Origin of the sequence: Nostoc mirabile CHAB5784 (genome assembly GCF_020829645.1) — a bacterium.
In the GTDB taxonomy this organism is placed as follows: Bacteria; Cyanobacteriota; Cyanobacteriia; order Cyanobacteriales; family Nostocaceae; genus Nostoc; species Nostoc mirabile.
This window is the reverse complement of record NZ_JAIVFS010000065.1, coordinates 13,719-38,595: the sequence shown is the minus strand read 5'-3', so window position 1 is coordinate 38,595 and position 24,877 is coordinate 13,719. Positions and strand designations below refer to the sequence as shown.

1 pseudogene is annotated in these 24,877 nt (G+C 40.8%); it reads left to right on the top strand.

The window, feature by feature from the left end:
- Positions 1–310: 310 nt before the first annotated feature.
- A pseudogene (locus LC653_RS29695) lies at positions 311–24,877 on the top strand (putative Ig domain-containing protein); the annotation flags it as partial.

The following is a 24,877-nucleotide window of genomic DNA, read 5'->3' as shown; positions in this document are numbered from 1 at the left end:
TTAAAAACCTATTGAAATTTGACAAAAGAGGATTAAGGATTAAAACAATTCGCAATTCGATGCATTCTTAATTTGCAATTACATTTTGTGGGCGATCACCTGAGTGTATTTCATGCAATCGCAGCAAGAGCGTTGATTGAGAATATCCCAAGAAATCGCGTTTTTCAAAGACAAATGTCTATGGTAGTGCTAGGTTTTTAAACTAAACGGTAAGGATTGCACTTCATGACAGCTTCGCCATCTCTATCCTTAATATTTGATTTTAAACTATTTTAAAAAACATTAGTACAAACACACACTTGAGATCAAGATGGCAAGCAATAACGAGTTTGGATTACATAATAACGATTTACTTGCAGATAACAACGGGTCATCAAACAATAGCGGATTTGCAGACCCCCTAGCACCAAACCCCGACCCATTCTCGACCTTCCCTAACTCATCGCCAATTGGCGCCCCAAGTACTGACAAGCTACCTGGCACAACAAGCGTCGGTGGTAGTGATAATGGCATAATTACTGATAAGTCTATAAATAATTCTCTGCTGATAGAAAAAGCAATCAATGGAAAAGCCTCAGTAGACCCAATAACAGGTGGTATTATTGATGCCCCATTAGTTGGTGATATTAAGGACGATACACTCTTCTCTAATTCGATTAACACTTTAAATATTGATTTACTATCGACTTCCGCATCACTGGGTCAGGAAAAAGAAACAAATATTACAGATAGTAGTGAAAGAAGCGATATAACATCAAACCAACTTACACAAGAAATATTAGAAATCTTCCGCACGGAAGCCATTGCCCGTTGGTCTAAGTTGGGAGTAGGTGAATTTGATATAGGTATTCTCAACAATGTAAAACTGGTAATTGAAGATTTACCCGGTTACAAACTAGGTCTAACCGACGGCTATACCGTCATAATTGATACTAATGCAACGGGTGAGGGATGGTTTATTGATTCTACTCTCAACGACGATGTTGAATTCAGTAATATTGTTTCCACAAGCGAATTACAAGCGGCATCCGGCGATTTAGCTTATGGACGTGTAGACTTACTCACGATACTTACTCACGAATTTGGGCACGTACTGGGGATTGAACACGTAGAAACCAGCATACAGCCAAATCACTTGATGAGTCCCGCTTTGCCAGTGGGGACAAGAAGGATACCAATACTGAATGACTTACACTTTGCTTTAGGATTAGGAAGCACAGAGTATGCTTCTCTTGAATTACCAGAAATTTCTGCTACCAATGCTTTAGTTAATGATTCTTTAAGTCAGGGTGATGCAACTGATAATTATTGGTGGGGAGCTTACAGAGATGATTACCGACTTGCGAATGATTTTATAGTTGGTCAACCTGTAAGACTTAGCCTATCTTCTACTAATTATCGAATCTCATTACAATTGCTGGATGCAAATACCCAGAAGGTTATTCAATCTAGTTATTATGGTTCTTATTCTAATAATAAATATAATTACCAACTGGCTTTTATCCCTGAGTCTGACGTTAACTATATCGTGCGGGTAACTAGTTCAGACTACGGCGAACAAGGAGCCTATACCCTCAAATCTAGTCTTGGGTATTTGTCCGATACTCCTTATTCAGACTTACCTAAAGTTTCTGCTGCCTCTGGTAGCATTTCTGGTACATTAAGTGAAACCGACGCAGATAATCCAAATCGCTTGGGTTATTACAGCGATGATTACCAACTAACTGATTTTACAGTTGGTCAACCAGTAAGATTAAAGCTACCTTCTTCTGGTAACATGATTTTAGAATTGGTGAATGCAGATACCCAACAAATTATTAAATATAGTGACTATTACAGAAAACAACTAACTTTTATTCCAGAGTCTGGTATTAACTATATCGTTCGGACAACCAGTGGTTATGCTGGTGAACAAGGAACATATATGCTTAATGCTAGCCTTGGATATTTTGCTGAGTCTTATTCAAACTTACCCACAATTTCTGCTACGTCGGGTAGCATTGCCAGTACATTAAGTGAATCCGATGCAGATAATCCAAATAACTTAGGTAGTTATTTGGATGATTACCGACTAACTAATTTTTCAGTCGGTGAACCAGTAAGGTTAAAGCTATCTTACTCTGGAGATAGTATCAAATTAGAATTAGTGGATGCAGATAGCCAAAAAGTTATTAAATCTGGTTATTTTACCGGTTATTCAAACGATATTTCTGATAACCAACTAACTTTTATTCCGGAGTCTGGTATTAACTATATCGTTCGGATAACCAGTTATTACGTTGGTGGACAAGGAACATATACCCTTAATGCTACTCTTGGATATCTTGCTGAGTCTTATTCAGACCTACCCACAATTTCTGCTACGTCGGGTAGCATTCCCGGTACATTAAGTAAAGCCGATGCAGATAATCCAAATAACTTAGGTAGTTATAACGATGATTACCGACTAACTGATTTTAAAGTTGGTCAATCTGTAAAACTTCAACTATCTTCCGTAAACTCTAATCCTCGCTTGCAAGTTATTAATGCCGATACTCAAGAAATTATATCTCAAAGTAATTATCCGCAATCCAATAATAATAATAATAACTATTATTATTATGTCACTTTCACGCCTCAATCAAGTATAAAATATATTGTACGGATTACCACTGAATCTCCATATCAGACAGGAGACTATATACTCAAAGCTACTGCTTTTTCAAGTTTACCGACAATTTCTGGAGTAGGCGATTCAGCTTCTGATAAGTTGAGTCAAGACGATTTTTATTATAATTACCGTTTTGTAGACGATTATCAATTAACAGATTTAGCTGGTTTAGTAGGCGAAGGAATTGGCATTGAGGTATCTTCCCCAGATTTTTATGATCCCTTCCTGCAAATAATTGATGCAAATAATCAAAAAGTTTTATTTGAATCTTTTGGCGGCTATGGCTATGGCTACGAAGTATCACCAGTATTTTTTACTCCTAAACCTGATACTAATTATCTACTGCGAGTTAGTAGTTACTACTCGAATAGATTAGGGAATTATACGATAACTACTAAAAAAATACCTAATTTATCTGTGGCTTCAACAACTGTTGAAGCCACAACAAATGCAATTAATGGAACCCTAATCAATCAAGATTTTTATGACGGATATTACAATAAATTTGAAGATGCATATCAACTAAAACTAGATAATTTGACAGTTGATGAACCTGTATTATTTCAATTAACATCTCCAGATTTTAATTCGAGGTTACAAATTGTCGATGTAAAAAATCCTTGGGATAAAGTAATTAGTAGTTATGGATATCTAGTAAACGGTAATTCTTCTTCCTCTTTATTATTTACTCCTCGTGCTAGTATTGACTACAGATTAGTGGTTACCAGCGACTATTCTTCTTACAATAAGCTTGGACAATACAATCTGAAAGCGTCAAAACTAGATGAAGTCGCTGCAATAGGTGGTAAAGTTACTGGAGAACTAAGTCAAGATGATTTTTATGATGTTCGATATAATTATGATTACCCGTCGTCAGGATACAAAAAGCACTTCACAGATTACTATCGACTAACAGAATTTGATACTACTCAACCGATTACTTTAAAGCTTTCCTCTACCGATTTTGACACCCGGCTAGAAATAATAAATACAAGCACTGGGAATGGTAGTTATGTAGAGCTTAGTAGTAATGATTTTGGAAAAAATTCAGAACTAAGATTTACACCCCAAGCTGGCATCAACTATCTAGTGCGAGTAACTAGTCTTTCTGGGGATGCAAAAGGAAAGTATACTCTTGAGACGGCTCCTGGAACCCTTGATTTTGCTCTGACTAATTCAAGTGTTTCCTCTACTACTGTTAATTTGGGTCAAACTATCAAAACTACCTGGAGCGTAACTAAACAAGGAAGTGCAAATAATAGAACTTCGTGGACAGACAAAATTTATATCCACGATAAACCTACTTACGACACTAGTGCTGTCTTAATAGGTACAAAAAGTTTTAACCTTGAACGACCTGGAAGTTACACCCAAGACCTAGATATCACCATCCCATACTATTTGGGTACTGGGACAAAGTATCTACTATTTGTAACAGACGCTGACCAACAACAGGAAGAGACTAACGAAATCAACAACTTTGGTTGGCAAGAAATTACAGTCACTGCACCTGACCTCGCAATTAGTAATCTCTTAGTTCAAACTACGACCGCCAACTTCGGTCAACCCATAGAAGTCACTTGGTATACCACCAACAAAGGTGTCAACACATCTACTGCATCAGGAAGAATCAACGAGTTTATCTGGTTATCTCGAAGCAATGACCTCAAATTTGAACCAGGAAAAGGCGACATTGAACTTAGTTTTATTTCTTCCACATCTGAAACCATCCTCTCCCAAGGCACCTCACCTCAACGTAAATACCAACTAACTCTACCTTTGCGCTCCGATTTAGTAGGAGGCGATTACTACATTCTCGTTGAAACAGATGCCAGCGGATATATTATCGAATCTGACGAAAAAAACAATGCTAGCGCTAGCCAAGCAATCAACCTCACTTATTCAGAACTTCCCGACTTAATAGTCACTGACGTTACAGTACCGCAACAACAGGTAAGACGCGGTGGAACCATTGATGTTAGCTGGACAACTTTCAACAGCAATAACACTGACACAAAATCAAGTTGGACCGATAAAGTATACCTCGTTCCCGTTGATACAACCGGGAGCAATAACGTAAATACTCTTCCGGCGGGTGCAGTTTTAATTGATACTTATACTCACACTGCTCCATTGGCAGGTAAATCTGTAATTATTGTACCACAAAGAAAAATTACCCTGCGTGACAGTATCCCTTCTGGCAATTACCAGATTTTGGTCGTTTCTGATACTGAGGATACGGTAGTAGAAGGCATCAAAGAAAACAACAACCGCTTTCTCTGGGATCAAGTAGTGAAAGTAGGTACGGTAGACTTAGTGTCAACAATCACCCTACCGCAACCAATAGTCACATCTGGCACCACCATCCCTTTAAATTGGTCTGTAACAAACGTAGGTGATGTTTCTGTAGATGGTGAGTGGACAGACTACGTTTACGTATTAGATACAGATATATTTGACCTTAATGCTCAACCCACCTACCAAATCAAACGCTTCCGTCAGTTAGCAGCTTATGCTAGCTACGAGGAAACTTACAATCTTTCCCTACCCATAGAATCTCAAGGTCGCAAATATATCTTCGTTGCCACTGATGCAGGCATATCTCAAATAGCTGAAATCAATGTTCAAGGTAACGCAGAGAGTAACAACCGCAATGCAACCCCCGGACAATTTGAAGTTAAACTTGGCGAATATGCAGATTTAGCGGTATCTGAAGTAACAATAGTTCAACCAATAATCTTTCTTGACCAAGTTAGCTTACCAGCAGCTATCAAAGTTGATTGGACTGTCACTAACATTGGTACAGGTACTGGGTTTGCCAGCAAATGGTACGACCGCGTTATTGCTAGTGTTGATGGGATTGTTGGTAACGCTGACGACATACTACTTGGAACATTTTTACGCTCAAGCAATCTAGCAAAGGATTCATCCTACAACAAATCTGAAACAATTCAACTGACTCCTAACTTAGAAGGTAAGTATAAATTATTTGTTACAACCGATGCTCCAGTCCGCAATACCAATAACCAAATCATTTACTCGGTCTTTGAAAACGGACTCGAAGCTAATAATACCGCATTTGCACCCAACGACTTTTTAGTTGCACGCAAATCCTATGCTGATTTAACAGTCACCAAAGTCGAACTAGAAGCAGCTTCGACATTAACAGGTAGATTCTTCAAGATAAATTGGGAAGTTGCAAATAACGGTATCGCAACTACCGACAGCGCTTCTTGGAATGATACCGTACAACTAGCACGTCTTAAATCAGACGGTACGCTGCAACTTATCGGTTCTCCCGACTATTTTGACCGCATCGGTGTCCTCTCAAACCAAAAAGATCGAAATACATATACCCGCAGTCGTGATGTTTTCATTCCCTACGACTTAGAAGCGGGTATTTATTGCTTTGTTGTCACCACAGGTAGTAACAACAATCCCTACGAATTTATCTACACTGACAACAATACTAAAATATCGGCACCCATAACAATTGAACCCGGTACAGCACCTGATTTATACGTTAGTCGTGTCAGTACCGTACCGACTGCTCAAGCTGGTAGTAAGATTGATGTAACTTGGCAAGTATTTAACTCTAATGCACCTAACACTGGGGATGCTGGTGGTAAGTGGTCTGACTATGTTTACTTGCGGAATATTACAAGTGGGGAAATAACTCCTCTTGGTACTTTCGAGCAAAGGAATGGTCTAACTGCTGGTAAATTCTACACTAGCACCGAACAATTTATCTTGGGACAATATACGTCAGGGACTTATGAAGTTGTTGTTGAAACTAATATTATTGTTGACAATAAAGGTAATTGCGGCGTATACGAAGAATCGACCGCATTAAGTAATAACACGCTCAAATCGACTTCTAATATCACAGTTAGTCTCCCCACCCGTCCCGATTTGCGTGTCAATGCATTAAATGTACCGACAACTTCGGTTAGTGCTGGTGGAACAGCATCGGTAAGTTTTGAAATTATCAACTTCTCACCAGTTGAAGCGAAAGGTAAATGGGTTGATAACGTTTACCTATCGTTAGATGGTACGATTGACGGCAGCGATATCTTAATCGGCAGCTTTAATAACGATAGCGCTTTACCAGGACAAGCTCAATACAGTCATGACGTAGCTAATTTCAATATTCCTAGAGACTTTAGGGAAAAAGCGTACATTATTGTCCGTACCGATGCTGGCAACAGCATTAATGAATATCCTCAAGATGACAATAATATCAAAGTCGCAGAAATATTAATCACATCACTTCCTCCTGCTGACTTAGTTACAAGTAATGTCGTTGTACCATTACAAGCATTCGCAGGTTCAACAATCAAAGTCAAATATAAAGTTAGCAACGAAGGGATTGGAGAAACAACACGCACCACTTGGACTGATTCAATTTGGTTAACTCGTGGTAAAACTCGTCCTTCACCCTTTAGTATTGATGGTGCTTCACAAGACATTCAACTCAAAAATGTTACCCATACTGGAACACTACAAACCGTAAACGACTACAACGGTACAAAATTCTATGAAAACGAAGTAGAAGTTACCTTACCGACTGTTATGGAAGCTGGACAGTGGTACGTTACCGTTTGGTCGGATGCAGGAGATAACGTTTACGAAGATACGCAAGATATCAATGCTAACCCAAATGACCCCAATCAACTCGACAGCAACAACTATTCTAGTAGTAATCGCATCGAAGTATTGTTACCTTCAGCACCCGATTTACAAGTTACATTAATAAATCCAACCTTACTTGCTACTGGTGGTCAACCATTCAAAGTAACTTGGAAAGTCGAAAATAAGGGTAATGTCGCTATCAATACGGGTAGCTGGAGCGATGTAGTATATATCGCGGATGCACCAACACTGAAAGATGCAAAAGTACTATGGAATCTGGGTAGCGTTCCAAGCAGCATACAACTACAACAATTTGGAGGTAGTTATACAGGAGAATTAGAAACAGTACTTTCCCCAGGTGTCGAGGGCAAATATGTCATCGTTAAAACCAACGCTAATTCCGAGATTTGGGAAGGTTCTTACAGCAACAACAATACTTTAAATGCTTCAACGGATGTAACTAGCACACCTGCTGATTTTATTGTCACCGATATCAAGACTTTAACCCCAAATTATTCTGGCGACCCTACTAATATAGAATGGACAGTGAGAAATGATGGTGGTGCTGTTTGGTCGGATACTCGTTACTGGTACGATGAAGTTTGGATTACTAACGATAAAGACTTTGAAACAAGCAGGGAAAAAACCTGGTTAGGATTATTTGCACAAAACCTGCCGATCGGTGGATTAAGTACTGGTCAATCCTATACTCAAAAACAAATTGTAACATTACCAGCAGGAATTAAAGATAACTATTATATCCACGTCTTTACCAATAAGAGTATTGTTGACCCAAAACTTAGTGGTGGTGTACCAACAAGTGGGGGTGATAACTATTGGACGCAAGTTGGATATAAAACTTCTGCTTACGAAAACACCTCAAACAATTATAAATCAGCAACAATTCCGGTAATATTCCGCGAGCCTGATTTAGAAATTAGTAACATACTTGTCGAAACTCCACAAACGGGTACTAATCCCAAATCTGGGGAAACAATCAACGTAAGTTGGAAAGTCACCAACATTGGCAAGCGGGATACACGCGAAAATAATTGGATTGACCGCGTTTATCTCTCATTGGGAGATAATAGTTTAGACTCTCAAGATATTTTCCTTGGTGAATACAAACGAACTACTGAATTGAAGAAAGACGAATCCTACACGCAACGTCAACAATTCGTGCTGCCAGATAATTTATCGGGTAATTACAAAGTCATAGTATTCACTGACTCGAATTATGCATATTTCCCATCAACCAATAATCTGGGGTTTGAATTTTTAGGTCCAAATATTACCCGTGTTAGAGAATTCGATTTTGAAGGTAATAACCAAGACTTTGTTTCCTTAACTATTGACCCAACGATATCACCGGACTTGCAGGTAACTTTCCTCAAACACGACGAAAGTGGAGTTGCAGGACAAAAACTCAACGTTGAATACACCGTCACGAACGTTAGTGCTGGAACAACACCACCACGTCAAGGTAATTGGAACGATCTAGTATACATCTCTCGTGACCAAAAACTTGATTTAATTGCTGACCGTTATCTTGGTTATATATCTCATACAGATGGGTTGAATGCAAATTCAAGTTACACCAACAAACAAACCTTTGATTTACCTATCGACCTCGATGGTTCATATTACGTTTTTGTTGTCATCGACCCACAACAAAGAAACCCGCGTGGAATAGTATATGAAGGTAGCTTGGAAGGTAATAATAGTAAAAACAGCGATAAACCCTTAATTATTAGGCAACCAGTTCCAGTAGACTTAGAAGTAGATACCCTAACTAATACTATTACCGTTCCAAGTAATAGTCAGGTGGGAGAAACAGTCAACAACATCAAGTGGACGGTTAAGAACAACAGTGCTAACAGCATCACTGGAGAATGGGATGATGCAGTATATCTAAGTCTAGACGAGAAATGGGATATAAGCGATCGCTTACTTAGACGTAAAACCTTTAAAGGAAGTCTTGCGGGTAATAATGTTACCGATAGCAGCAATACTTACTCACTCGAATTAAACGCAAACGACAATATTTTCCTACCAGGTGTAACACCAGGTGACTACCGCATCATTGTTCGCAGCGATGTTTACAACTCGGTCTATGAAGGAGTTGATGGTGGAGAAACCAATAATCGTAAAGCGAGTGCAAATACTTTCAAAGTTAACGCATCAGAAATAAAACTTAATATTCCTCAAACTACAACCCTACGCAAACAGCAATCCCGATTGTTTGAACTCGATATTACCGAAGAAGGGAGAACAATCCGCATCACAACTGATGGTAGCGAAGGAACAGGAAACGAAATTTATATCGGTTTTGGTAAAGCACCTACAACTACAGATTACACTAGTGCTTCATTTGGTGTAATTGGTTCCGACCAAAGTGCGACTATTTCCAATACTAGACCAGGTAAATACTATATATTAGTGCGTGGAATTGAAGGTAATGATGCACCCCTAATTATCAAAGCAGAAAAATTACCATTTGGCATCACCGACATTGCCACAGATAGAGGTGGTGATAGTCGTTATGTTACCACTACCATTACAGGTGCAGAATTCGATGCAAACACAACCGTCAAACTAATTCGTCCTGGTATTGGTGAATTCCTCGCATCTAACATCAAGCTAATTGATAGCACTACAATTAAAGCAGTATTCGACCTCACCAACGCACCGCATGGATTGTACGATGTTAAGGTTAGTAAAACTACTGTTGGTAACACGTCTCCAATCGAAGCAACTTTACCTTATCGTTATTTAGTCGAACGTGCAATCGAAACCGATGTCACGGTAGGATTGGGTGGACCCAATATCCTCGCACCTGGAGAAACTGGTACATATCGAGTATCGGTAGAAAGTCTCACTAATATAGATACTCCCTACGTCCACTTTAGTTTTGGTATTCCCGAACTTGGTGATAACCCAATTCTAGAATTACCATTCGTCAAATTCACTTCAAACTTACGCGGTACACCCGATAATAACCCCAATGGTAAACTCGACGATGTACCTTGGGCAGAAATTGTATCGGATGTCAACTTAAACGGACAAATTCTTGCACCAGGTTATGTAATAGACTTACCCAATGCTGGATTTACAGGAATGAACTTTAACGTTCAAACTTATCCTGGATTCCAAGAATTGCTGCAACGCGAACCCGACTTGCTAGAGGCATTAAGTGCTGATAGCATTGCCTTCAAATTTAATATAGTTGCAACAGCAACTGCGATGACTCGTACAGAATTTGTTGCCGAACAAACACGCGAAGCATTAAAATTACGACAAGCTATCTTTAAAGATACAACTGCAACGAGTGCATTAATTAACCTTGCAGCAAATAGCGACACCTGGACAAACGCATTCCTTGCAGCATTGGAACAAACAGGATTATTGCGGAGTGAGAATAATGCACCACCAATTCGAGAAAGTCAGCAAATCATCAGTTTAATAGCAACGCTTTCCACTGGTTTACTAGTTGGTCCTGCGGGTCAAGAAATAAAATCAACTGCCAATCTCGTCAACTTCTTTGAAAATGTCCGCAAGTGGTACGGTCACGACGCAAGCAAGATTGGTGATGATGCAATTCCCGATTTAAAACAATTTGATAAAGGATTATCGCACAAAACGCACTCGCAAGCATTCAATATATATGTACCATTCAAAGAAGCCAGAGTAGAGTTACCGCAGGGTATACCAGTACCAGCACCTAACTTTGGCAGTGCATTTACAACACCCAGCAGCACAAGTAACCTTGTTTCGCTAACCGGACCAATTGGTTACGGTAACGATAATATTATCCCCCAAGGATACGACCTTCCTTACACAATCAGGTTTGAAAACGCTGCAACAGCACCAACTGCTGTCGCAAAAGCCCAACTTGTCACCAAATTAGATGAAGATTTAGACGAACGTAGTTTCCAACTTGGTGGGATTAAGTTAGGAGATATCCAAGTTAATATCCCTGGTGGAAGAAGTTCATTTCAAGGAGACTTTGATTTTGTAGCAACTAAAGGATATATATTACGAGTTAGTGCAGGAATTGATTTACCAACTAAAACCGCATCTTGGTTACTCGAAGCAATCGACCCAGAAACAGGGGATGTAATTAAAAACCCGAATGTTGGTATTTTACTTCCTAATGATGCCAATGCCATAGGTGCCGGATTTGTTAGCTACACAATTGCACCATTAAATAATAGAACTACCTCAACAGAAATAACTAGCACCGCCAAAGTTATCTTCAACACGACTTCCCCCATCGATACAAACGAAACTGTAAGTAAAATCGATGGTTCAGCACCAACTGCAACAATTACTGCAACACCACTTGGTTCCAATTCGCAATTCGCAATTCGCAATTCGCAATTAACACCACTTGCGACAGTTAGTGGTAGCACTGATTATAAAGTGAAATGGAATGCGACCGATGAAACTAATGGTTCAGGAGTTAAGCATGTAACTATATATGTTGCCGAAAATGGTGGTGACTTCAAAGTTTGGAAATCGCAAACCAAAGATTCAGAAGCAATATTTAGCGGTAATGCGACTTCAAAATACGAATTCCTCGTCCTTGCAACCGACAATGCAGGCAATAAACAAACACCACCACTCGGAATTACTGCACCCAACGATGGATTTAGTGTGAATTTGGGTACTATTCCCACAATTGGGCAAACTACCCAGCAAATATTGCCCCCTGCACCACCAACGCAGTTAATTTCAACTAACCAATTATTCCTCTTAGCAAAAGCTGAGAATAACACCCCTGCGGTACTACCAACAATCAGAAAACCTGAATTTGAACAAGTATTGCGACCATTTACTGCGAGTGCGTTTGCAACGGGTATTCCGAAGAGTAATGGGTTTATTGGGGCAATGGCGATCGCAATCCTACCAGATGGTACGGTATTAGCTAGTGGTGGTGCAAATCGCGGTTCAATTTATCGCTTCAATTCCCTCGGTGGAACTGCGACAACAGGACTTATCACCTTATCGCAACCCGTTTACGACATGGCAGTTGACCGAAATGGTAGTATTTGGGCAACTACGGGTGGTGGTTCTCTACTGCAACTCAACCCACAAACTGGTTCTATTGTCAAGCAATATGGGGAAAGTATTACCAGTGCGATCGCAATAAATTCTACCACGGGATTAATCTACGTTTCTTCGGGTAACGGTATCGAGATATTCAACCCCGTCACGGAAACATTTACCCATTACAGTGACTTACGGGTTGATAGTTTAGCATTTGCCCCGGATGGTAGCTTGTGGGGTACATCGTGGCCCGACCGTGGAATAATAGCACGATTTGATACTAAAGGTCGCGCCCAACAAATGCTATCTTCATCCGACCCAATTGATTCTCTAGCATTTGGTGCGGCAAATTCACGTTTGGCGGGTTTAGCTTTTGTTTCTACCAACAAGGGTGATGTGTTGATGGTGGATTTAGCTACCATGCAACACGTTAAGGTGGCAACTGGTAAAACAGGTGCAACTTGGGGTGAAAATATTGAAGTTACTAACGATGGTCGAATTTTAATTAGCCATTCGAGTCAAATCGATGTTCTCAGTCCAATTGTTGCACCGAAGATTGCAGCAACGAACCCAGTTAAAGATGCGATTATCGCTTTACCGCTAAATACTATCAACGTCACGTTTGATTCCGATATGTTTGCGGGTAAAATCAGTGACCTTGCATCTGTGCTGAATCCGAATAATTACCAGTTAGTTGGTGTCAATAGCAATATCATTAATCCTGTATCGGTACAATACGACGCAGCAAGAAAGTCAGCATTGCTTGGATTCAATAGCTTTGATGCGGGTAACTACGAATTCAGGGTGCTGCAAAATATTAAGAGTAGTGCCGGTGTCGAGTTAGAAACAGCTTTCAGTGAGAAATTTACCACTATCTCGAATTTCTCCAACTTGGTTGATTTTAACTTTAGTAATGCTAGGAGCGATCGCGCAAACAATACGATATCTTACGATGTCACTATTACGAGTAAAGCTGACCAAGACTTGTTGCTACCTGTAATGTTGTTGCTTGACCCAAGTGCAACGTTTACGGGAGTACCGAATGATACAGTTGGAAAAGCAAATAATGGTGCGTATCTGCTTGATTTGAAGGATAGTTTACCCGATGGTCGTCTCAAACGGGGTCAATCAACTAAAACTCATACCATTACTGTTAATAATCCGGATGCATTAAGGGTTGAATTTACACCCGATATCTATGCAATGCCATATCCGAATATAGCACCTGTAATTAGTTCAACTGCGGTAACAACTGCTACTGTTGGACAAAAGTATAATTACCAAGTTGCGGCGAATGACCCAGATGGTAGTGTATTGGGGTACTTGCTGTACGATGCACCAACGTCCATGACTGTTGATAATAATGGGTTGATTAGTTGGACTCCTGTTGCTGGTACAGCTAAGACAGAAAATGTTGTACTTTACACCTATGATTTACGCGGTGGTTATACTACACAATCCTTTACGATCAACGTATTAGGTGCAAATAACAAACCTGTATTTACAAGTCCTGCTGTTTCAGGTGGAACAATTAGTACCAATACTACAGGTACAACTATTCGTGGTGCGGAAGGTAAGACGCTACAAATTAAAGTTGGTGCCACGGATGTAGATAAAGATAAACTGACATATTGGACAGATAATTTACCTGGTGGTTCAGTATTTGATCCCAGCACGGGTATTCTCACATGGACACCGAATTACAATCAAGCTGGAACCTACGAGAATATCCAGTTTGTTGTTAATGATGGCAAGGAAAGAGTAACGCAAACTGTAAATATTCTCGTTGCCCAGTCAAATCAAGCACCAACATTAACCCGTTCTGCTGATAAGATTGTTCGTGAAGGTGATACAGTACGCATTCAGTTAAAAGCAACTGATGCTGATGGTACAGCATTAAGTTACTTCAGCAATCTCCTCCCTGGTGGTGCGACTCTTGACCCAACCACAGGGTTGTTTGAATGGACACCTGCCTACTTCCAAGCTGGTGAGTTTCAGATACCCTTTAATGTTACCGATGGTGAATCGATAACAACTCAAACTACCAAAATAACGGTATTAAATGTTAATGCTGCACCCGTATTTGAGGGATTGACGAGTTGGGAAGCTATTGAGGGTGAAAGTGTCAGGTTCCGTGCGTTTGCTTTTGACCCAGATAACCCAGGATTTGTACCTCAGGAACGTAATGCTAAGGGTGAATTGACAATCCTTGAAGGTAGCGATGCATCTGTAATTTACACTGTATCTGGACTACCGACGGGTGCAAGCTTTGACTTTGACACTGCAATGTTTACCTGGACACCCGATTATACGAGTGCAGGTATATATAATGTCAACTTTACTGCTACCGATGATGGTAATGGTACAGGAACAAATAAGGTGACAAGTATTACTGTGCCAATTACGATTCGTAATACTAATCGGGCACCATTATTTGATAATGTTGCGATCGCGGGCAGCAACATACCCAGCCCACAAACAACAACCATCACTACATTTAACCCAGATGGTACTTTTGTTGTTAATAAACAAGCATTTGCAAATGTAAATGTTAATCGTGGTGAGATTAAGGAAATAACCTTTAAGGTGACTGACCTTGAAAGCGATAATTTGCAGCTAAATCTCGAACTTGAAAGGAATGCGGGTGAGGGAATTCCCAGCTTTATTAAACCGTTGCGGAACAATTTTGATGGTACTTGGACGCTGCGTGTTGAACCGGGTTCAGACGCATTTGGTAACAATTATTCCTTCAAGCTGGTTGCAACCGAAGTTCGCACCGATGGAACAACTGCCCTTAGTAGCGATTTGACATTTAATGTCAATATTATTGCACCGAACAGCGCACCTTTAATTAGTTACATTGGCGACAAGGTTGCAGTTGTTGGAGAAAGCTTAGAATTTATCGTCAATACCAGCGATCGCGACCAAGATCCTCTCAATTACATAGTTACGGGATTGCCAGCAAATGTTCAAGCAACGCTGACCCCAACAGCAATATACGGACAATCCCTGTTTAAGTGGACACCAACAGTAGCGAATATTGGTATTTACAATATTGAAGTCAAGGTTGTTGATAGTGGTAATAACGGCAAAGGGGCAGTGCTTGACGATACTGAAACCTTCAAGATAAATATCCGTACTAGCAATAATGTTCCAGTTTTAGGAACGCTTGGTAATCGCACTATTAAGGAAGGAGAAACTCTCTCGTTACAGCTTGCTGCAACCGATAGCGATGGAGATGCAATTAGGTACACTGCACGCAATCTCCCGACTGGTGGTGTTCTTGATACTAGGACTGGTTTGCTGACATGGACACCCGATTACTCGCAAGCTGGTATTTACGACAGCATTGAGATTATCGCATCTGATGGTAATAAGTCGGTAACTAAGTCACTTGCATTAACGGTCAACAATACCAACCAAGTACCTATATTTACACCACTTGCAGTCCAGTACGGACAAGAAAACGATAGGGTTACATTCAAGCTGGTTGCGGATGATGCTGACCGTGCTGGGGTCGAATATACTTCTGTGGAAACGCTGCCATCAGGTGCAATTTTAAACACTACAACGGGTGAATTTGCTTGGAAGCCTAATTACGACCAACCTGGGGAACATATTCTCAAGTTCCAAGCTAAAGACCCACTTGGAGCAACGGCATTACTTGATGTGGTGGTTCGTATTGCCAATGTCAACCGCGCACCATCGCTGACTGTATCTGATAGAGCGATCACATTGGGCGGTAAGTTGGAATTTAAGCTTGCAGGAACCGATTTTGACAAGTATACCACGCTTAAATATAGTGCTGTCAATCTACCTGAAGGTGCAATTCTCGATGCTGCAACGGGACAGTTTAGTTGGCAACCAAGTCCAGGACAGGTTGGTAATTATAGCGTCACGTTCAATGTCTCGGATGGGGAAACAACTACTGCTGCAACTGCACTTGTTCGAGTTGCCCTCGCATCCGTACCTCCAACTGTGACGCTTGATTTGACACCCAGTTTCCCTGCTGTACCTGGACAAAAGGTAATTGTTCAAACGAATACTGCTGGACTAGCTGCAATTACCTCGCTGATGGCAACGGTGGCAGGACAGCTAGTAACGCTTGATACCTTCGGTAGGTTTGAGTTTACACCTACTGCCCCCGGTCGCGTGGTGGTAGAAGCAATTGCTACCGATGCGGATGGCTATATTGGTAGAACTAGCACTGTCATTAAGATACGGGACGTTAATGATAATGCTGCACCTGTAGTTAGCTTTGCGGCTGGTTTCGATGGTGGTAAAGTGACTAATATTACCAGCTTTAGTGGGCTAATTGCTGATACCAATTTGGATGAGTGGGTGTTAGAGATTGCGGAATTTGGAAGCGATCGCTTTACGACTATTGCGAGTGGGAACCAGTCAATCAATGGTAATTTGGCGGCATTTGACCCTGGTAGATATGAAAATGGTTTCTACCAGGTGCGGTTGAAGGCAACTGATATTAGTGGACGTATCAGCACAAAAGAGTCTGTAATTGAGGTGTCAGGTACAACTAAACCGAGTGCTTACGTACGCAAGGAAACTGACCTCACAACAACAATTGCTGGTGTGACTCTCAACTTGGTACGCAGTTACAATTCATTGAATGCAGGTGAAGCTGGTACATTCGGCAATGGTTGGAGTTTGGCAAACATTGATACCAATATCCAAACCAACATACAGCCAACTGGTAGGAAAGAATTGGGCGTATATAATCCACTACGCACTGGTACGCGATTGTACCTGACTGCACCGAATGGGGAACGGGTTGGATTTACGTTTGCTCCCACTAAGACAACTATCCCTGGTGCTACATACTACACCCCTGTATGGGTCGCTGATAGTGGTGTTAGCTATACCCTCGAATCAGTTGATAGCAAGCTTATCCAGTCGGGTAGTAGCTTCTACGATATGAAGACTGGATTTGCTTACAATCCCGCAAGTGGTAGGTTTGATGGCTACGAGTATAAATTGACTGCGAACGATGGTAATGTTTACCATCTCAGTAGCAAGAAAGGCGTTGTTGAGCAGGTTGCTACAAATGGTACGCGGTTAGTTTACAGCGATAGTGGCATTACTAGTTCCACTGGGGAGACAGTGCGTTTTGTTAAGGATGAGAAAGGAAGATTAACCCAGATTACTGCACCAAATGGTAGTTTGGTAATTTACAGCTATGACACTCAAGGTAACTTGGTATCAACCCGTAATCTCGTATCTGGTCAATCTAGCCGTTATGGCTATTCCCTCACGGACTCACTCCCTCATGGACTCGCTCCTCTTCTCACTTTAGCAACGGGAACACCTGGGACAGCAGGAGAAGCGATCGCCTATTCTACAACACCGCAAGTATCGCCTGTGTTGGCTGATTTGGGTAGTGCGGCTCAATTTACTGGTAAGACGATTAATGATAGTCTGGGTGAGAGCGATCGCTTTACTTTCAGTCTTAGAGATTCCGAACTCCGGTCTACTGCTACAGGCACTGTGCTGCTTGGTGTTGAGTTACAGGGTAATATGGCATTACCTACACTGCTTGGTTTAACTCCTGTTGCCACGCACCAAGATGCTAGTGGTAGTTACGCATTATTTGCAGTTAATCGTGCTGGCTTAAACTTAATCTCACTCACCAATACCTCCCCCACTCCCTCACTCCCTCACTCCCTCTCTCTCTTCATAGCTGGTGATGTTAACCGTGATGGGTTGGTTGATGGCGTTGATAATGGATTATTAGAGGGGGCGATCGCTTCTGGCAATTATAATGCTAGCTATGACTTCAACAGAGATGGTGTCATCAATGCTACTGATGTGCAGATTTTAGGTAGTAATTATGGGTTTACCGCCAATCGTGCGCCTGTTGTCACTTCTACATCTGTGCTGACTCATTCTGATTTATCAACTAGCGTTGCACTGGATAAATTAGCTACTGACCCGGAAGGGGATGCAATTTTCTACCGGATTATTAATCCGGTGAATGGGGCGGTGAAGTTTACTCCTGATGGTCATTCTGCTTTGTTTGTGCCGACTGCTGGTTATTCGGGAATGGCGAGTTTTGATGTTGTTGCTGATGATGGGTTTAGTAGTTCTGCACCTGCAACAGTGACGGTGAATGTCAGTAATGCAGCGTTGGTGAATCTTGATTTTGCACGGCGCGGGCTGCGGTTGGATGTGGGTGGAAGTACTGAGTTGGTGGTGGTTGGGGATTTTGCTGACCAACAAGATGTGATTCTCCCTTATGACTACTTGCAGTTGGCGTCGGATAATGCGGCGGTGGCGGTGGTGTCTGCGGGTAGGGTAACGGGGTTCAGTGATGGGGTGTCGGTGCTGAGTGCTTCGCGGAATGGGATCTCTGCTGTGACGGCGCTGAGAGTAGGAAAACTGGGTACGCCTACAAATCAAGTTGAGTTTAATCTGGCACTGGCTGAAACTAACGGGCTAAATGTGTATCCGAAAGCGGTTACTCTCGTTCAAAATGGAACACGTAAAATTCTTGTAGGTATTAATAGAGTAATTGATTCACCAGATTTAAAGACCGCAACTTCTGGCACACGCTACTTTGTCAGCAACTCCAACAATATCTTGAGTGTTACTCCCGATGGTTTAATTACCGCCCTAGTGGATGAAGGTATTGCAAATATTACAGTCATCAATGGTGCTGCTGAATATGTACTTCCTGTCCGCATTGAGCATCCAGGTGTGAATGGAGCAGAGATTAGCAAAAAAGGTGGTGCAGTAAGAGATGTAATTAGTGGTGCGACAGTTATGGTTGCTCCAGGCGCATTAAGTGAGAAGACCAAAGTAAATATTGAGAGCGTCAGCAAAAACCAACTTCCACTATCAACTTTAGAAGAAAACTATAGCTTTGCTGGGGCATTTAAATTAGATGTTGGCAAAGACTCTCTTAACGTACCTGTACAACTAACAATTCCAAATACGTTTGGAGTAGAGGTTGGCAAAGAAGTCTTTTTTATGAGTCAAGGGCAATTACCTGATGAAAATGGTGTACTACAGCCAGCTTGGTTTATAGAAGAATCAGGAATTGTTGGTGCAGACGGACTAATTCGCACTCAATCACCACCTTGGAACGGAGTTGTAGAATCCAAAACTTACACGATAATGGTACCGAAGTTTTCATATCGTGTTGTTAATGCACAAATTCCAGCAGATTGGATAAGTGATTTTCGTATAGCAGGTATAGCTTTAGCGGTAGGAGGTGCATATATTGCAATTGCTGGGGGTTCTGCTTTAATTGCGGGTGCAACTATAGGGGGAGGTCTCGGAATACTTGCAAGTCCTTTCATTTTCCTAGATAGGTTCGAGTCAGAGACAGAGCTTACTAATACAGTCGATGTTGTAACATTTCCAGTTATTGGCTTGCCCTACAGAACTAAAACTGGTGTTGCTTTAAACCTTGGTCAATTGTCGTCTCAGTCAGGAGTTCCACTTGCTCAAGTAAAAAGACCTACCTCACAATCCCCTTCGTCTTCAATACCGACTATCGAAAAATTAGAGGTAGATTTTGATGATGAAGAAGGAGCTTTTATACGAGTTACTGGACAAAATTTACAATCATATCCAAGAAACACGGAGCCAAATCAGGATAATCAACAACCGACTGATAAGTTAGTTTTTGACTTAGAGTATGGTGGCAAAATATATCGACAAACTGAAGTCAAACCTGCCGATAGTAATAATAGTAGTGAGCAAGTGTTTACTTTCCGCTTACCAAACTATATTCCTGTTAGCGAAGACCTCAGAATCACTGCTATTCGACAGGTAAATCCTGTGATTGGCCCGCCACAAGAGATCAAAAGCCAGACGCTTTCAGCAATATTCAGTCAGTTTGACCGTGTTATTGCGACTAATCCATTATCGGGCAATGTCCAAATCATGAATGCGAAGAACGCCCCAGGCGTTGTTGCGGAGTTTGGTAGTCAGAATCTCTTGTTAGCAACTATTCCTTTGGGTCAACAAACGCGACCGCGCTATTCGGCTGCTTTGGATGATAGAATCTACGTTCCTCTGGAGGGAGATCGTTCGGTTGCTGTTTTGGATGCTTTAGGCTTGCGAGAATTAGATATCAATCCTGAAACACCACAAATCGACCGAATTTATCTACCTGCTGGTTCTAGCCCTTCTGCAATTGTTTTTAGTTCTGATAAATACTACGCATACATTGGCGATCGCAATTTGGGTGCAATATATGTGCTTGATGTCAATCCTAATTCATCAAATTACAATAAACACATTGGTACAATCCAAGTTCCAGAGTCGAAAGGTATTTACCAACTAGCTATCAACAGTGACGGTACTTTACTGTTTGCGACGAGTCCAAATACAACATCGAACAAAGGTGAGATTACAGTTATCAATATCAATGCCGGCGACCGTTCACAAAATGTTCAAAAATATAATCGAATCATCGAAACTGTGAAGACGGAGGCTGGTGTTACAGGAATCTCTGCAACAGAAAATCCTGATGTAATGTTCTTTACTAACCGTTATCAGGATGTACAAGGATTTGGTCAACTAACTGTTAAACGAGATTTAAAAGGTAGCGTCTCTTCTGAAATTGTGACCGCCAAATTGAATCTTGGCAGCGTATTTGATTATTTCGATGTTAATGAAGCCATTGCTGTAACAATGTTACGCGACCAAAAGACTGGAATTGAATATGCTTTTGTTGCAGGACGCAACGGGCGTCAGTTCGGTAGCGGAATTGAAAGTATTGATGGGCAAGGCGCAGGAAGCAATGTTGGTATTGTTCGCATTGCTCCGGGTCAAGCACCTGAACTTGTTGCTGCTACCCGACCAATTTCGATGGGGTTAACCAGTTCTTTGACACTATCGGATGATAATTCCTACCTTTATGTAGCAAACCCAGGCGTTAATGCCACCTTTGTTTATGATGTAAACCAGATTATCAAAACTGTAGAAGCTGCTAAAAACAGAGAACAGTTAAAGTCAAAACCCCTTGATGATATCAATCCACTTGTGGGAATAGCTACAAATATTGGTCAAGGTGGTTCAGATAAAAATCGACCAATTGGTGCGGGAGCCTCTTGGGGTACAACTTCACATGCTAAAGACCCTCAAATAATTACTGTTAAGCCGGAAACTGAATATATTCCTGAAGGAGAAGAAGCGCTTCGGAAAATTCGGTTTAAGTTTGGAGTTGATCCCATATTTAGTCCGCTAGAACAAACATACGCATCCGCAAAACCATTTGTTGAAGCAATTGCAGAAACAATTTTTGGGGAACCAGCCCAAGCACTAATATTAGAGCCAGTACCTTTAATTAGACCAGTACCTTTAGTCAGACCAGGATTTGAGCCTTTAATCAGACCAAAACCGCCTCAGTTTGGAGAACCCATAATATTTCCAAACCCTGGTCCTATAATCATCCCAGATCCTAACCTTGAACCAAATCCTGATCCACAAACGGAAAAACAAACTCAGATTGATGAGATTGAATTTTTCCTCAGTACTTTCCCAGAGAATGAAGGGTTAATTCCAAAAGATTGGACTCCTGTACCCTTAAAAAGTGGCAAAGATTATAATCCCAACCGTATTATTTCTGCTAAATGGTCTAAGGGGAAATGGACGTGGAAAGATAGCCAAGGTATAGAAGTTACTGAGACTCGTTCTTATGATGAATTTACTTTGCCTGCTGACCGAATGTTAACAGCAGGACAAACTTACTACTTGGCGATGGTATTCAAGGGACGTAAAGGAACCGAAGCATTCACAAAAACATTTACAGATGTTTATAAAGTACCTATTTCGCAACTGCCTACCCAACCTCCAATAGATACTTTTAGCAGCGTTACAATTCTTACACCAGGAATTGAGATAGATGCACAAGAATTTGCGAGTGCTAGTTTAGAAAATATCGCTAGAAAAATAGCTGCAAATGGTGGGGATGTATTTCGGTATATTGCAAATACTGGAGAATGGCAACCTGTACGTTATTTCTTTCCAACAACAGAACTTGACCAACAACAGCAACAAGCAGATAATCCAAAAGAATCTTCAAAAGGTAGACCTTTAGTTCTTTTAGCAGATTGGACAAGAGATATCGAACAGTCAAAGCTTTATAATTCCGGCTTTGCAGAAGCCGCTGCCGATAGTTTCTTTGCTTCACTTGTAAAACTGGATCAAGAACTTGGTGGAAGCGTTGGAGGTTATGACAATTCTGGTAAACTCAATCGCACTCAAGGTTCGCTACTCAATTCTCCATTGCATTTTATTGGTTACGGTCAGGGGGCAGTAGTCAATTCCGAAATTGTACAACGTTTGGGAACCTTTTTCCCAAATGCTGGAGGCAGCGATAGTTCTAAACGTGATTTACAGCTCACTGTTATTGATCCTATTGTTTATGGTCAATCTTCTTTCGATCCAGAATTGCGGAATATCCTCGATCCAAGAATTACTACTTGGCAGAATGTAACTTATGCTGATACTTATTTCCAGAATAATGCTGGAGAAAATCCATTCCCAACGTTACCTCAGTCTGATTGGGAGACTGATCTGAGTGATTTTGCTGGTTTTGATCAAAATAATGGTACATTCACACCTCACAAAACATCATTAAATTGGTACACTGGAACAGCTAATTTGACTCAAGGATTTGGCACAAATCGTTACCGTCGTTTGGGTGACTTACTATCAAGTGGTATTGAAGATTACGAAAAAACTTGGTACACCCCAAATCATACACAAGCAAATTTAAAACACGGAGATGAAGATGCTGCATGGGAAGGTATCGGTACTGGCTGGTTTACTTCTGTATTAGGAGGTGGATTTAATTATCGCCCTTATGGAGATACCAGCGATAAACTTGGTCAACAGCAACTAGATACTGCATACTTTGAGCGCAATCGTACTTCAGTTTCTCTAGATAATACTGCTGATCCTCGATTGGGCGGTGATTACGCTGTTCCGACCCTGTTTAATGGGAATTTTGATGCGATCTCTAACATCATGGTTGGTCAACTCATTCCTGGTTGGTCTATTTACGATAACAAAAACAACATATCACAAGAATCGTTAATTAATTGGACAAAGATTCCCTCTTTATCACAACCTAAAGTAATTGGATGGGCTAGCAAACCATCCAAAGATAATCCAGATGGAACCCCACTGATTGCAAGTTACTTACAATTATTGGACATTGATAAAAATGATCCTAACTATAAAAATTATGCGCTTGAGTTAACTTCCAATCAAGAACTCATTCACAATCGGTTTGTCGTACCTGATTGGGGAACATTACGTTTTGATCTTCATGTTCCAGATGCCAGAGGTGGTGAGCTTAATGTCTGGATTAAAGGAGAGGAACCTGGTTCGCAATGGCAACGCTTAAGTATTTTTAGTAATAAAAAAGGTGTTGCAGGGGTAGAAGAACTTTTTGGCGTAGATTTACGGTCTTCAGAAGATCCGGATCATCAAGATAAAGTTAACCAGCTTGGTAGGGCAAAATATAGAGATGGAAATATTGAAGTGCCTGCTGGTCAATATTCGTATTTTGATGTACCGGGTTTTGAGACATTCCATCTAAATATACCTGACGAGTTACGCGGTAAGATTGCAACTCTTAAATTTACGTTAGATGGTGGTACGAAGGAAGTTTATTTAGATAATATTTTCTTTAAAAGCGAATCTCTCAAATTTGGTAATCCAACTTTGAATGGACAAGAAGCTAGATTCGACGAAAGTCAAGCAGATAATTATTTAATTGAAAAAGCACAGTATAGTGTTTCTTACAATAATGATAATAAGATATCTAATTGGGTGGCTTGGCAGTTAAATAGAGCAGATTTAGGTCTTACTAGCAGATATAATGGAAGATTTAAAACAGACTATACTTTACCTACTTCTTTTGAAAATCAACCAAATCATGATACTTATGTAGGTACTGAATATGATAGAGGACATTTAATTGCCTCATCTCACCGACTTAGTTCTATCAAAGATAACGTAGAAACTTTTATCCTCACCAATATTTTGCCTCAATCTATAGATAATAATCGTTACTTTAGGGATGGAGCCTCTGCATGGGCTAATCTTGAGAAATTTGAATCTAATAAAATGGTTTCTGAATTAGGTTATGAACTTTACAACTTTGCAGGAGGAATTGGTAACAAGTTTGATGATGAGCAGTGGGATGGAGAAGTTGCCAGTAGAGCTACTGTGAATTATGGAAAAGGTGAAACCGAGAGAAAAACAAGACCAAGTAATTTGTTAGCAGCTGGTATTGATATCCCTGAATGGACTTGGAAAATTGTCTTAGCTTTGCAACCAGGTCAAGGAGTAGAATATGTAACAGTCGATACACCACTTATCGCTGTAATGACTCCAAACATAGCAGAGCCAGAAAGATTTTATCCTCCCTTTGGTAATCCCTCTCAAAAAGTAATACATCCTCTTTATCCTAGCCGTTCGATTAATCGAGATGAGTGGAGAAATTGGCAGACTTGGCAAGTTTCTATAGACATGATTGAAGAAGAAACAGGTCTCGACTTTTTCTCA